The 13,940-nt window shown below is 71.9% G+C and carries 12 protein-coding genes; 6 read left to right on the top strand and 6 right to left on the bottom strand.

Features of this window, described 5'->3' with window-relative positions; genetic code table 11:
- Positions 1-747: AMP-binding enzyme (locus BM109_RS27935; RefSeq protein ID WP_143129282.1), on the top strand; the 747-nt coding region annotated here is incomplete at its 5' end.
- A gap of 199 nt (positions 748-946) precedes the next feature.
- The gene (locus BM109_RS27930; RefSeq protein WP_093350136.1) at positions 947-1,657 is read left to right on the top strand and encodes a glycosyltransferase family 2 protein; all 711 of its coding nucleotides are present in this window, start codon (positions 947-949) and stop codon (positions 1,655-1,657) included.
- Between the two features lie 9 nt (positions 1,658-1,666).
- Here BM109_RS27930 and BM109_RS27925 read toward each other — a convergent pair whose 3' ends face one another.
- A complete protein-coding gene (locus BM109_RS27925; RefSeq protein WP_093350133.1) occupies positions 1,667-1,930 on the bottom strand; it encodes a hypothetical protein in 264 nt (87 codons plus the stop codon).
- A gap of 254 nt (positions 1,931-2,184) precedes the next feature.
- On the opposite strand from BM109_RS27925, the gene BM109_RS27920 reads away from it, so the two are divergent.
- On the top strand, positions 2,185-2,925 hold the full coding sequence (locus BM109_RS27920; RefSeq protein ID WP_093350130.1) for a Crp/Fnr family transcriptional regulator: 741 nt from the start codon (positions 2,185-2,187) through the stop codon (positions 2,923-2,925).
- Positions 2,926-3,063: 138 nt separating this feature from the next.
- Positions 3,064-3,762 carry a Crp/Fnr family transcriptional regulator gene (locus BM109_RS27915; protein WP_256222819.1) on the top strand — a complete coding sequence of 233 codons (699 nt, stop codon included), beginning with the start codon at positions 3,064-3,066 and terminating at the stop codon, positions 3,760-3,762.
- On the opposite strand, the gene BM109_RS27910 is transcribed toward BM109_RS27915, so the two are convergent.
- The 5 genes from BM109_RS27910 to BM109_RS41340 form a co-directional block, all read right to left on the bottom strand.
- Positions 3,759-4,013, bottom strand: coding sequence for a DUF1488 family protein (locus tag BM109_RS27910; protein ID WP_093350124.1), 255 nt, complete (start codon positions 4,011-4,013; stop codon positions 3,759-3,761). The two genes, BM109_RS27915 and BM109_RS27910, sit on opposite strands and share 4 nt — an antisense overlap.
- Positions 4,014-4,046: 33 nt before the next feature.
- Positions 4,047-4,364: a hypothetical protein gene (locus tag BM109_RS27905; protein ID WP_256222818.1), complete on the bottom strand. Its 318-nt coding sequence runs from the start codon at positions 4,362-4,364 to the stop codon at positions 4,047-4,049.
- Between the two features lie 8 nt (positions 4,365-4,372).
- A complete protein-coding gene (locus BM109_RS27900; protein ID WP_093350121.1) occupies positions 4,373-4,552 on the bottom strand; it encodes a hypothetical protein in 180 nt (59 codons plus the stop codon).
- A 24-nt stretch (positions 4,553-4,576) separates the two neighbouring features.
- Positions 4,577-4,825 carry a hypothetical protein gene (locus BM109_RS27895; protein ID WP_143129281.1) on the bottom strand — a complete coding sequence of 83 codons (249 nt, stop codon included), beginning with the start codon at positions 4,823-4,825 and terminating at the stop codon, positions 4,577-4,579.
- A gap of 213 nt (positions 4,826-5,038) precedes the next feature.
- On the bottom strand, positions 5,039-5,197 hold the full coding sequence (locus BM109_RS41340; RefSeq protein WP_177239487.1) for a hypothetical protein: 159 nt from the start codon (positions 5,195-5,197) through the stop codon (positions 5,039-5,041).
- A gap of 287 nt (positions 5,198-5,484) precedes the next feature.
- Here BM109_RS41340 and BM109_RS27890 point away from each other — a divergent pair, with 287 nt between their 5' ends.
- Positions 5,485-5,703 (top strand): hypothetical protein, encoded by a 219-nt coding sequence (locus BM109_RS27890; protein WP_093350115.1) that lies wholly within the window; start codon positions 5,485-5,487, stop codon positions 5,701-5,703.
- Entirely contained in the window at positions 5,700-13,928 is an 8,229-nt protein-coding gene (locus BM109_RS27885; RefSeq protein ID WP_093350112.1) for a glycoside hydrolase family 94 protein, read from the top strand. Before BM109_RS27890 ends, BM109_RS27885 begins: the two co-directional genes overlap by 4 nt.
- Positions 13,929-13,940 lie beyond the last annotated feature (12 nt).

The raw sequence follows: 13,940 nt of genomic DNA, 5'->3' as shown, positions 1-13,940 counted from the left end.
GGCGAGCGCTGCCCGATCGTCGACACCTTCTGGCAGACCGAGACCGGCGGCCACGTGATCACGCCGCTGCCGGGCGCCACGCCGCTGGTGCCGGGCTCGTGCACCCTGCCGCTGCCGGGCATCATGGCCGCGATCGTGGACGAGACCGGCAAGGACCTGCCCAATGGCGCGGGCGGCATGCTGGTGATCAAGCGGCCCTGGCCCTCGATGATCCGCACCATCTGGAACGACCCCGAGCGCTTCAAGAAGAGCTACTTCCCCGAGGAGATGGGCGGCACGATCTACCTCGCGGGTGACGGCGCGGTACGCAGTGCCGACCGTGGCTACTTCCGCATCACGGGCCGCATCGACGACGTGCTGAATGTGTCGGGCCATCGCCTGGGCACGATGGAGATCGAGTCGGCGCTGGTGTCCAAGACCGACCTCGTGGCCGAGGCCGCGGTGGTGGGGCGTCCCGACGACCTGACGGGCGAGGCGATCTGCGCCTTCGTCGTGCTCAAGCGCGCGCGCCCGACTGGCGAGGAGGCCAGGCAGATCGCCACCGAGTTGCGCAACTGGGTGGCCAAGGAGATCGGGCCGATCGCCAAGCCCAAGGACATCCGCTTCGGCGACAACCTGCCCAAGACGCGCAGCGGCAAGATCATGCGGCGGCTGCTGCGCAGCATTGCGAAGGGCGAGGCGATCACGCAGGACACGTCCACGCTCGAGAACCCGGCGATCCTCGATCAGTTGTCGCAGACGAACTGAGCGACGCGCCCCGAGCCGTGGGCCGCCGGTGCAATGACGCCAGCGAAGCGGCGTGTCCTACAAGGGGCGGTGAACGGACGGGCTAGCTTGCAGCGTCCACATTCATCCCGCACGGGAACACCGCCATGACCCAGCCACCGAAGAACGCGCGGTCGCCCGCCACACCGATCGACCATGCCATCGCCGCGCGAGGCACGACATGATCGGCATCGTCGTCCCCGCCCATGACGAGGAGGCGACGATCCGCGCCTGCCTCGCGGCGACGCGCCGTGCGTCGCGGCATCCCGCGCTGGCGGGCGAAAAGGTCGAGACCATCGTGGTGCTCGACGCCTGCACCGACGCGACCGGCGTGGTGGCCGCCTGCTGCGATGCGCTGACGGTGACGATCCGTGCGCGCAACGTGGGCATGGCGCGCGCCGTCGGCGCCGAGGCATTGCTGGCGCGCGGCGCACGCTGGCTCGCATTCACCGATGCCGACACGCTGGTGTCCGAGGATTGGCTGGCCGCGCAACTGGCGCTGCAGACCGAGGTGGTGTGCGGCACGGTCTCGGTGGCCGACTGGTCGCCCCATGGCGGCAACGCCGGTCTGCTCGCCGCGCATTTCGGCGCGACCTACACCGATCGCGAGGGCCATCGCCATGTGCATGGCGCGAACCTGGGCGTCTCGGCCGCGGCCTACCGCCGCGCCGGCGGCTTCCGGCATCTGGCCTGCAGCGAGGACGTCGCGCTGGTGCGGGCGCTGGCGGATGCCGGATGCTCGATCGCATGGAGCGCGCTGCCGCGCGTCGTGACCAGCGCGCGCACCGATGCGCGCGCGGAAGGCGGCTTCGCCACCGCACTGCTCCATGCGGTGGCGCAGCGCCTGGCCGAAGCGGCGAGTGGGCCCTCGGGCGCCGCCGCTGTCGCTTGAAAGGCCTGGTCAGTCCCCACCGCCCAGCGGGCCGACGGGCGGTGCATCCTCGTCCTCGCCGGGAGTGCGCGGCCCGATGTTCTCGTCGCGGACCATGCGCTTGAGTTCGGCGCACCCGTCCTCGAAGGCGTCGAGCCACAGGTCGTAGGCCATGGGGCTGGCCGACAGCTCCACCCACTCGGAGGCGTCGTCGCCCTGCTCGTGCAGCACCCAGTGGAAATGACCCGGCTCCACTTCCTCGACGAACACCGCGATGCGGCGCAGCCGGCTCATTGCAGCCTCCCGGCGGCCTTCACCGCGTCGCGAAGCGTTGTGGGATCGTCTGCCATAGGGCCTCCTGAAGGTTGTTCGACCGCTGCCAATGCAGGCCGCGAGTCTGCGGAGCGGGCCCGCCCTGGTGCCGTAGGTGTTCGACGCATCGCGACGCAGGAGATGGGCAGGGCCTCGATGCCGGTCGGTTGGTGCGCTGCCGCACAGACACCGGCCGCCCTGGCGCAGAATGATGCGAACTTTGGAAGCGCTCCGCCATGGCATCGTCGCCGCGTTCGTCTTCATTGAATGCGGCTGCCCCGCGCAACGGCCTGCTCGAGGCCATTCCCGCCGAGGTGATGGCCCGGATGGAGCCCTTTCTCGAGCGCGTGCCGCTGCGGCTGGGAGAGGTGCTCTACGAATCGGGCGTCGTGCAGCAGCATGTCTTCTTCCCGATCGACTGCATCATCTCGCTGCTGTACGTGCTCGAGAACGGGCAGTCGGCCGAGATCGCCGTCGTCGGACTCGAAGGCATGGTGGGCGTGTCGCTGCTGATGGGCGGCGGCAGCACGCCCAACCGCGCGGTGGTGCAGAGCGCGGGCCACGCCCTGCGGCTGGGCGCGAGCCATGTCCGCGCGCTGACGGAGCAGGGCGGTCCGCTGCTTCACCTGCTGCTGCGCTACACGCAGTCGCTGATCACGCAGATGTCGCAGACGGCGGTGTGCAACCGGCACCATTCGCTCGAGCAGCAACTGTGCCGCTGGCTGCTGCTGAGCCTCGACCGGCTGCCCGGCAACGAACTGGTGATGACCCAGGAGCTGATCGCCAACATGCTCGGCGTGCGGCGCGAGGGGGTCACCGAAGCGGCCGGCAAGCTGCAGCGCCTGAAGCTGATCCGATACGCGCGGGGCCGCATCACGGTGCTCGACCGCCCGGGCCTCGAGCGGCAGGTGTGCGAGTGCTACGAGGTCGTGAAGCGCGAGACCGATCGCCTGCTGCCGCGCCGCCTGGCGACCTGAGCGCGCGGGCGCGCACTGCGCCCGTGTGCGCCTTCGCACAGACGCGGCCGCGGCCCTCGGACAGAATGCGCTCGCTCGCGCATTCCCGCGCGGCACTTCGCTACAGGCGGCTCAGTGACACCAGACCCGACCCGCCCCGTGCTCAATCGCCTGCTCGAGGCGCTCCCGCCGAGCGACAGGGCGCACCTGCTCGAACGCTGCGACAGCGTGCCGCTCGCGCCGCCCCAGGTCCTCTACGAGCCGGGCGGCGTCATCGATCACATCCATTTCCCCACCAGCGCCTTCGTCTCGCTGGTGTCCACCGCCGACGGCCACGATGGCCTGCAGGCGGGCATGGTGGGCAACGAGGGCGCGCTGGGCTGGGAGCTGTCGCTGGGCGTGCAGCGTGCGCCGCTGCGCGCGCTGGTGCAGGGCCCGGGCCTGGCGTGGCGCCTGACGGCGCACGCCTTCGCCAGGGAGCTGTCGCGCAGCACGCCGCTCGCGCGTGTGCTGCATCGCTACGTGTGCGTGCTGCTGACCGAGTTCGGCCGCTCGGGCCCGTGCCACCGCTTCCATGCGATCGAGCAGCGGCTGGCGCGCTGGCTGCTGACCACGCAGGATTGCGCGCATTCCACGCAGCTCGCGCTGACCCATGAAGCGCTGGGCCACATGCTGGGCGTGCGCAGGGTCGGCATCACCAACGCCGCCACCGCGCTGCATGCGCGGCATCTGATCGACTACCGGCGCGGCGTGATCACGATCACCGACCGCGCGGGCCTGGAGCAGGCCGCGTGCGATTGCTACCGGGCCCACCGGCGCAGCTATTCGGAATTGATCCCTGAGGGCTCGCGCCGCTAACCCGTGCTTCGCAGGTCGTGCTCCCGCAGCATCACGGGCGGCGTCGATCCCTGGGCCAGCCGGCGCCGCACGGCGGCATCGATCTCCTCGGCATGCGATGCATAGGTCTCGAGCGGATCGGCGTTGTCGCCGGTGCGGAAGTGGTAGTGCAGGGTCGTCTTGCCGATGCTGGCGTCGACCGAGCGACCGTCGACCGTCACGAAGAAGCGCACCGCGTTCGAGGCATCGTGGAAGAAAGGGGCGTCGGACATCGTGCTAGCTCCCGCGGGCAGCGCGCCGCGTCGTCACAGGCCGAACCCCGACGGGCCGCGGGCCCGCTCTTTCTCGGCCGCGATGGCCGACAACCCCGCCGGCGTGATCTGGCGCACGTACACGGCATACATGGCCGGTATCCGCTTTTCGGACCGGAGCTGGCCCGTGACCTCGATCATTCCGGCCCCGACCAGCCGCCTGGCCGCGGCGATATCCGCCGACAGGGCCAGCATCCGGGGCGGCATCATGCGGCCCAGGCGAACCAGCAACTGGATGTCCATCTCGTCGCCGGTCGAGAACTTCGCTCGCGCCGGTGGCCGCAGCTGCGGCCACCCGGGGGTCTGGGTCATCGGCATGCTCATTCCTTGTAGCTGCCGGATTGCAGCAGTTTCCGTTCGAGTTGCAGTTCCAGGGCCTCGACCATGCCGTAGGCCTCCATGTACTTCTCGTTGGCGCCGACGGCGCGCCACGCGTCGCGCTTTTCTTCCTCCTGCGCGATGCGCTGTTCGAGTGCGGCGATGTCGTGGGCCAGTGTCATGGAGCGTTCCGGGCTGGTGGGACTTCAGCGTGCGCCATCGATGCGCGCCTGTCCGTTCGCTGGCGCACCGAACTGCCGGTGGCTGCATGTCTTTTCCTCGAGCCAGCGCCCGCGCGCGCTTTCCGCACGCAGGCCGCGATGCAGCACATCGAGGTCCACCGAGCACTCCAGCACCACCTGCTGGAGGCGACAGGCGCTCGCGGCCGTCGCCTCCGCCGAACCCGTGCGCACGGCCGAGCGCAGCCGGACATTGAGGGCCTGCAGCAGCGCCATGCGGTGCTCGAAGGCATCGCAGCCCGGGGGCGGTGGCGGCGGGTTCGCCGAGTTCCGCGCGGCGCCGCGGAAGCGGGGAACGAAGGGGGTGGGGATCATGGGATGCCGAGCCGAGCTGCTGCGCGAATGCGCGACACCCGGTTCTAGCCCTCACGACGCGCCGTTGTCTGTGCGCCAACTCGCATAGCGTGCCCGCGGCAGCGGCTTCGATGCCTAGGAATACGCATCGATCGCCCAGAGCACGAGCAGCACGGCGACGTAGAGCACGCCGGCGAGGATCAGGGCGGCACGCAGCGATCCCATCTCGGGGGGCGCGGACGCGACGACCGGCGGCTCCACGGCGGCGGGAAGGACGGGGAGGGGCTTTTTCATGGGAACGCTTTCATTGCAAGCCATGGCGTCGAGCGGTGCATCCGGTTCGGGTGTCCGCTGCGCCGGGCAGCGGGCCCACGCTACGCCTGTTTGCTTCAGAGGGCTCGACTTTCGTGCACGTCGCAGCCGTGCAGTCGCAGCGCGCGCCGCCTTGTAGGCCAACAGGCCTTTCTCGCGCGCAGGCCGATGAAACGAGCACGGGTGGCCGAAAGAGAGTACGGTCGGCAGACGTTCACAGTTCTCGCGATCGCGCGGCAGCTCTTGATCCGTCACAAGGAGCCGTAGCCATGTCAGCCCCCCTCTCGTCCATCCCTTCGCACGCCGACCTCATCGGCAGCGACGTCGATTCCCTCGCCTCCCACATGCGCCATTGCGCGCGCGCGCACGGCCGCTGGTCCTCGCTGCGCGGCCGCCTGCAGCAGCTGCACGCGCTCGCGGCCGGCCGCATCGTCACCCTGGCATGCGCCGCCGTGGTGCTCGGCATCGGCCTGTTCCTCGCGGCTTGAGCGCCGCGGCCATCGTCCACAGGCTCGACGGACTGAGCGCCTACGCGCGCAACCTGCTGCTCAACCCGCACGATCCGGTGGCGCCACCGATCCGCGCGGAGCTGTTCGGTGCCCAGCGTTTCGAACAGCATGGGCGCAGCCTCGCGCGCGCGCAGGCGGTGGTGGCGGACGACGACCGCGCGCGCCACGCATGCGAGCGCGCGCCGTTCTTCCCGCGCGTGCACGAGAACCTCGAGTCGCTGCGCAGCGCCTTCGACTACATCGCGCTGATCTCGCAGAGCGGGCGCTACGTGTCGCCGGCCGCGGAATGGCTGCTCGACAACTTCCACCTGGTCGAGGCGCAGCTGCAGCAGATCCAGGACGGCGTGCCGCGCAGCTATTACGCGCGCCTGCCCAAGCTCGCGCGCGCGCCGCTGGCTGGCCTGCCGCGCGTCTACGGCATCGCCTGGGCCTACGTGGCCCACACCGACAGCGTGCTCAACCAGGCGCTGTTCACTGCCTTCCTCGATGCCTACCAGGACGTCGACGAACTCACGCTGGGCGAACTCTGGGCGCTGCCCACCACCTTGCGCGTGGTGCTGCTCGAGAACCTGCGCCGCGTGGCCGAGAGCATCGCCGAGCACAAGGTGGCGGGCGAGATCGCGCACGCGGCCTGGGACGCGGCCGCGCGGCTCGACGCGGCCGACCTCGACGTGCTGTTCCGCGCGCTGCACAGCCACGGCCTGCAGCACAGCTACCTCACGCAGCTGTGGCAGCGCCTGCCGGGCGAGCATGGCGAGAACATGCCCGCGCTGGTGCGCTGGACCGAGCTGCACTGCCCGAACGGCGCGGCGCTGATCCGCGATGCGCAGGACGCGCAGGTGGCCGCCAACCTGACGGTCGGCAACATCATCACCACGCTGCGCATGGTCGGCCAGGTGGAGTGGAACGACCTGATCGAGCCCGTGAGCCGTTCGCTGCGCGTGCTGCGCGAGCTGCCGAGCTTCGCGGCCGAGAGCGAGCCCACGCGCCAGCAGATCACGCATGCGATGGAGCAGGTGGCGCGCCAGAGTCGGCGCTCCGAGCGCGACGTGGCGCAGGCCGTGGTGCAGCTGGCCATGGCGGCCGCGCACGACGGCAGCTATACGCGAGAACCCGATGTCGACCCGGCGGACGAGACCGCCGGCTACTACCTGTTCGGCCAGGGTCTGCCCGCGCTCGATGCGCTGCTGCGCCCGCGCGCCGACGCCGTGGGCCCTCGCGCGCGCCGCGCCGCGCGGCACGGCGCGCGCTCGTGGCGGCTGCCGCTGTACGCCTTCGCGGTCGTGCTGGTCACCGGCCTGCTGTTGCTGGCCGCCGCGCGCGGGCTGCCGCACCGCGGCGACTGGTTGTCGGTGCTGGCGCTCGTGCTGCTCGCCTGGCCGCTGTCGGAAGCGGTGACCGCGCTGGTCCAGCGCATCGTCGCGGAATCGGTGCGCGTGCAGGCGCTGCCACGGCTCGATTTCGCGGCCGGCATTCCCGCGCGCCACCGGGTGCTGGTCGCGGTGCCGGCGATGCTGGTCTCGGCCGAGGGCAACGCGCAGCTCGCGCACCGGCTCGAGCTGCACTGGCTCGCCAACCGCGAGGCGCACGCCCAGTTCGCGCTGCTGACCGACTGGGTCGATGCGCCGCTGGCGACGCTGCCCGGCGACGCGCCGCTGCTCGAGGACGCGCTCGCACGCATCGCGGCGCTCAACGCGCGCCATCCCGCGGCCGAGGGCGCGCTGCCGCGCTTCGTGCTGCTGCATCGCCCGCGCAGCTGGAGCGACACCGAGCAGCGCTGGATCGGCTGGGAGCGCAAGCGCGGCAAGCTCGAGATGCTGCTGCGCCTGCTCGCGCAGGGCGAGGCCGAGGGCTTCCTGCCGCTGGCGCCCGGCAGCTTCGCGACCGGCCGCACGCCCTACGTGCTCACGCTCGACAGCGACACCGTGCTGCCGCCCGGCGCGCTGCGCGAGCTGGTCGCGGTCGCCGCGCATCCGCTCAACGCGCCGCGTGTCGATGCTGCGCGCCGCCGCGTGGTCAGCGGCTACGGCATCCTGCAGCCGCGCATCGTCACGCCCTTCGGGCCGCGCGAGGAGCGCTCGCTGTTCCGCTGGATCTTCGCGGGCGCCTGCGGGCTCGATCCCTACAGCAACAGTGCCTCCGACGTGTACCAGGACGTCTTCGGCAGCGGCTCGTTCACCGGCAAGGGCCTGCTCAACGTGCGTGCCGTGCATGCGGTGCTCGACCGCCGGCTGCCCGACGACGCGGTGCTGAGCCACGACCTGCTCGAAGGCTCGATGGCGCGCTGCGCGGTGGTGAACGACCTGGTGCTGGTGGAGGACTTCCCGCACCACGCGGGCGTGTTCGCCTCGCGCGTGCACCGCTGGGTGCGCGGCGACTGGCAGCTGCTGCCGCTGATGCGGCGCGCTCGCCACTACGGCATCGACGGCGTGGGGCTCTGGAAGATGGGCGACAACCTGCGCCGTTCGATGGTGGTGCCGGCCTCGTTCGCGCTGCTGGTGCTGGTGGTGTTCACGCATGCGCTGCCGCTGGGCTGGACCTTGCTGGCCGTGGCCGCGGGACTGACCATCGGCCCGGTGCTCGGCGCGCTGGCCGGGCTGGTGCCGACGCGGCGCGCGATCGAGCTGCGCCATTTCTTCGACGTCGGCGCGGTCGAGTTGCTGCGCGCCCTGGCCGGCGCGGCCTGGCAGTTCGTGCAGCTCGCCGCGCAGGCGCGGATGCTGCTCGACGCGATGGCGCGCGCGCTCTGGCGGCTGCTGGTGAGCCGGCGGCGCCTGCTGCAATGGACCACCGCCGCGCAGTCGCAGGCCCAGTCGAGCCAGCGCCTGACCGCGTTCCTGCGCGGTGGCGGCGCGGTCGGGGGGGCCTGCCTGCTGCTGGCCGTGGCCGCGCACTACAGCGACTGGCCGGTGCTGGCCCCGCTGCTGTTCGTGCTGTGGGCACTGGCACCGGTCGCGGCCTGGTGGGGCAGCCGGGTCGAGACCGGGCGTCCCGATGCGCTCGACACCGGCCAGCGCGACTACCTCGAGGCGCTGGCGCGCGACACCTGGCGCTTCTTCGAGCACGTGGTCGGCGCGCAGGACAACCACCTGCCGCCCGACAACCTGCAGACCGATCCCGAGCCGGCCCTGGCGCACCGCACCTCGCCGACCAACATCGGCATGTACCTGCTGGCGGCCGCCTGCGCGCGCGAGTTCGGCTGGATCGGCAGCACCGAGCTGGTGGCGCGGCTGACCGCCACGCTCGGCAGCGTCGACCGGCTTCACAAGCACCAGGGCCACCTGTGCAACTGGTACGACACGCAGACGCTCGAGCGGCTGGCGCCGGCCTACGTCTCGAGCGTGGACAGCGGCAACCTGGCCGGCCACCTGATCGCGGTGGCGCAGGCCTGCCGCGCCTTCGCGGCGCAGGACGCGGCCGGCGGCGGCACGGCCGGGGCACCGAACGGCGAGGCCCTCGAGGCGCTCGCGCGGCGCTGCGAGGCGCTCAGCGACGGCATGGACTTCCGCGGCCTCTACGACCCGAAGCGGCACCTGTTCCACATCGGCCTGCGCGTGGACGACGACGTGCTCGACGCCAGCTACTACGACCTGATGGCCTCGGAGTCGCGACTGCTGAGCTTCCTCGCGATCGCCAAGGCCGACGTGCCGCGGCGCCACTGGATGGCGCTGGGCCGGCCCTTCCTGCTGGTGGGCTTCCGGCCCGGCCTCAAGTCGTGGTCGGGCTCGATGTTCGAGTACCTGATGCCCTCGCTGGTGATGCCCGAGCCCGACGACGGCCTGCTGCAGGTGGCCAATGCCGCCGCCATCGCCGAGCACCGCGCCTTCGCGCGCGCGCAGGACCTGCCCTGGGGCGTGTCGGAGTCGGCCTATCACGGCCGCGACCATTCGCTGGCCTACCAGTACGCGCCCTTCGGCGTGCCGCGGCTCGCGCTGCGCCGCACCCCGCCCACCGACCGCGTGGTGGCGCCCTATGCGAGCGCGCTGGCCGCGGTGCTCGCGCCGGCCGAGGCGACCGACAACCTGCGGCTGCTCGAATCGCTGGGCGCGCGCGGCGCCTACGGCTTCCACGACGCGGTCGACTTCACCGCCTCGCGCCAGCACGAGGGCCAGGCCTTCACCGTGGTGCGCAACTTCATGGCGCACCACCAGGGCATGACCCTGGTGGCGCTGTGCAACGTGCTGCGCGACGACGCGCCGCGCCGCTGGTTCGGCAGCGCGGCCGTGGTGGAGGCGCATCTCTCGCTGCTGCACGAGCGCACGCCGCGCCAGATCATCGGCAGCGCCGACCCGCGCTCGCCGCCCGAGCCCAGTCGCGGCGAGCTGCCGCCGATGTTCCAGCCACGGCTGGTCGATCCGCTGGCGCCGGGCCCGCAGCCCACGCACCTGCTGTCGAATGGTCGCTACACGGTGGCGCTGCGCGCCAGCGGCGCCGGCGTGAGCCGCTGGCGCTCGTTCAACGTGACGCGCTGGCGCGACGACCCGCTGCGCGACGGCTACGGCACCTTCTTCTACCTGCGCGACGACGCGAACGACACGCCCGTTTCGCTGACCGCGCTGCCCGCGCCCGGCATCGACTGGGATTACCGCACCCGCTTCCTCGCCGATCAGGTGCAGTTCGATGCCAGCGGGCCGGGCCTGCAGGTGCGCACCACGGTGCTGATCAGCCCCGAGGACGACACCGAGCTGCGCAGCATCACGCTGCAGAACACCGGCGAGCGCACGCGCACGCTCGAGCTGTTCTCGTACTTCGAGCCGGTGCTCTCGAACCCCAAGGCCGACGAGGCCCATCCGGCCTTCGCCAACCTGTTCGTCGAGTCGCGCTGGCGCCCGGACCTGCGCGCGCTGCTGATGTCGCGCCGGCCGCGGCTGCAGGGCGATCCGGCGGTGGCGGCCGTGCATTTCGTGGCCTCGGTCGATGCCCACGTGATCGCCATCGACTGCATGACCGACCGCCGCGCCTTCGTCGGCCGCAACCGCACGCTGGCGGCGCCGGCGATCGACATGCAGCCGCTCGATGCCACCGGCGCGCCCATCAACGGGCTCGATCCCATCGCCTGCCTGCGCGTGCGGCTGTCGATCGCGCCGGGCGCCACCGCGCGGCTGGGCTTCGCCACCGCGGCCGACGACAGCATCGAGGCGCTGATGCCCACCATCGACCGCTACCTCGAGCCGATGCACGTGGAGCGCACGAAGCGCATGGCCGCCACGCTGGCGCAGGTGCGCCTGCGCGACCTCACGATCACGCCGGCGCAGAACGTGGCGCTGCAGGACCTGACCACCATCCTCACCTACACCACGCCGCGCCCGATGGGCGAGCGCGGCCTGTTCGACCTGCGGCAGATCTGGCGCTTCGGCATCTCGGGCGACAAGCCGATCGTGCTGGTGCTGATCCATTCGGTGAGCGGCATGGGCCTGGTCAACGCACTGCTGCGCGCGCAACCGTGGTGGGGCTTCGGTGGCGTGGCCTGCGACCTGGTGGTGATCAACGGCGAGCCGGCCTCCTACCTGCTGTCGCTGCAGCGCGAGATCGAGACCTTGCGCCAGCGCGTGCTGCAGCAGACCCGCAACAGCTTTCCGCGCAACGACACGGCCGGCTTCTACCTGCTGCACGAGCAGGAGGTGTCGGCCGCCGAGCGCGCGGCGCTGTCGAGCATGGCGCGCGTGGTGTTCACCGCCGACGGGCGTGCGCTCGACGTGCAGGTGGCCGCGCTGCGCGAGGCGCGCGGCATGGGGCCGTGGGCGCCCGAGGCCGTGCTGCCGCCGGCCGTGCCGCTGGCAAGCGGAGCCGCGTCGAGCCTGCCGGCCGAAACCGTCGCGGGCGAGTTCGATGCCGCGAGCGGCGAGTTCCGCTTCGAGGTGGGCCTGGCACGCCGCACGCCGCGTCCATGGATCAACGTGATCGCCAACGCGGGCTTCGGCTTCCAGGTCTCCGAGTGGGGCAACGGCTTCACCTGGGCCGGCAACAGCCGCATGCACCAGCTCACGCCGTGGTCGAACGATCCGGTGCAGGACCCGGCCTTCGAGCACTACCTGCTGCAGGACCTGGCGACGCGCGAGCTGCTGCCGCTCACGCCGGCTGGGCGAGGTGGCGGCGGCGGTGGCGACGGTGCGCCCGACGACCTGCTGCACCGCGTTCGCCACGGCCAGGGCTACACCGTCTTCGAATGCCGGCTGGGCGGGTTGTCGCTGAGCACCACCTTCCTGGCCGACCGCGACGATGCCGTGAAGATGGTGCATGTTCAACTGCGCAACGAGGGCGGCGGCACGCGCCGGCTGCGCGCGCTCGCGATGGCCGAATGGCAGCTGGGCGCCGCGCGCGGCGAGCGCCGCAGCGTGCGGACCTGGAAGCAGGACGATCTGCCGGCCGTGTTCGGCGAGCAGCGTGAATCGAGCGGTGGCTTCGGCGGCGGCACGGCCTTCCTGATGCTCGCGGGGCTGCCGGGTGCGGCCCAGTGGACCTGCGATCGCAACGAGTTCTTCCGCGGCCGCGGCATCGTCGAGGTGCCCGACAGCCTCGGGCGCCGCGGCGGCAGCGGGCTCGATGCCTGCGCGGCCGTCGATGGCGAATTCAGGCTGGCCGCGGGCGAGAGCGCGAGCTTTACCTTCGTGCTGGGCCATGCCGACAGCGCCGAGGCCGCCATCGCGCTCGCGCGGCGCTGGCGCGAACGCGACGTGCCGGCCGCGCTCGCGCAGGTCGGCGGCTTCTGGGACGAGCTGCTGGGCCGGCTGCAGGTACGCACGCCCGATCCGCTGTTCGATGCGATGGTCAATCGCTGGCTGGTCTACCAGACCCTGGCCTGCCGGCTGTGGTCGAAGGCCGGCTTCTACCAGGCCGGCGGCGCCTTCGGTTTCCGCGACCAGCTGCAGGACGCGATGGCCTTCGCGCTCACCGATCCCAAGCGGCTGCGCGCGCAGATCCTGCTCAACGCGGCGCGGCAGTTTCCCGAGGGCGACGTGCAGCACTGGTGGCACATGCCCGGCGGCGCCGGCGTGCGCACGCATTTCTCCGACGACCTGCTGTGGCTGCCGTTCGCGGCCGCGCACTATGCGCAGGTGACGGGCGACGCCACGCTGTTCGACGAAAGCGTGGGCTTCATCGAGGGCGCGGCGATCCCGGCCGGCGCCGAGGACGCCTACTACACGCCGCAGCATGCCGGCCGCGTCGCTAGCCTCTACGAGCACGGCGCGCTGGCCATCGACCGCAGCCTCGCGACCGGCACGCATGGCCTGCCGCTGATGGGCACGGGCGACTGGAACGACGGCATGAACCGGGTCGGCCACGAGGGCCGCGGCGAATCGGTCTGGCTCGCGTGGTTCCTCTGCAGCGTGGTCGAACGCTATGCGCCGATCGCGCAGGCGCGCGGCGAGACCGAACGCGGCGCGCGCTGGCTGCGCGCGCGCGAAGGCTGGATCGCCGCGCTGCACGACGCGGGCTGGGACGGCGCGTGGTTCCGCCGTGCCTTCTTCGACAACGGCGCGCCGCTGGGCTCGGCCGCCAACGACGAGTGCCGCATCGACCTGATCGCGCAGGCCTGGTCGGTGCTGTCGGGTGCCTCGGACGAAGGCCACACCCACGCCGCGATGGCCGCCGCGAAGACGCATCTGCACGACGACACGGCCGGGCTGCTGCGCCTGCTCGCGCCACCGTTCGTGCAGTCGGCCAACAACCCGGGCTACATCCAGGCCTACCCGCCGGGCGTGCGCGAGAACGGCGGGCAGTACGCGCATGGCGCCGTGTGGGGACTGATGGCGCAGGCGCTGCTCGGCGACCGCGAGGCGGCCTGGGCGAGCTTCGAAGGCCTGAGCCCGGCCCATCGCGCCAGCGATCCGCGGCGCGGTCCGACCTACGAACTCGAGCCCTACGTGATGGCCGGCGACATCTACGGCGCCGCTCCCTACGTTGGGCGCGGCGGCTGGAGCTGGTACACGGGCTCGGCCGCGTGGCTGCACCGCGCGGCGGTCGAAACGCTGCTGGGCCTCACGGTGAAGGGCGACGCGCTGTCGCTCGCGCCGCGCGTGCCCGCGCACTGGCCGGCCTTCGAGATCGAATTGCGGCTCGGGGAGCGCGCGTTCACGCTGCAGTGGGGCGAGCCGCAAGGCGCTGCCGCCGCCACCCACCATGCGGTGGAGGGCGACTGGATCGACTGGCGGGCGTTGCCCGCGAAGGCGGTGGTTCGGATCGGCAGGCGCTCGGGCGCCTGAACCGCCGGCGCC

Source organism: Variovorax sp. PDC80 (genome assembly GCF_900115375.1).
Classification (GTDB): Bacteria; Pseudomonadota; Gammaproteobacteria; order Burkholderiales; family Burkholderiaceae_C; genus Variovorax.
The sequence above is the reverse complement of the archived record's forward strand: the minus strand, read 5'-3'. Positions and strand labels throughout refer to the sequence as shown.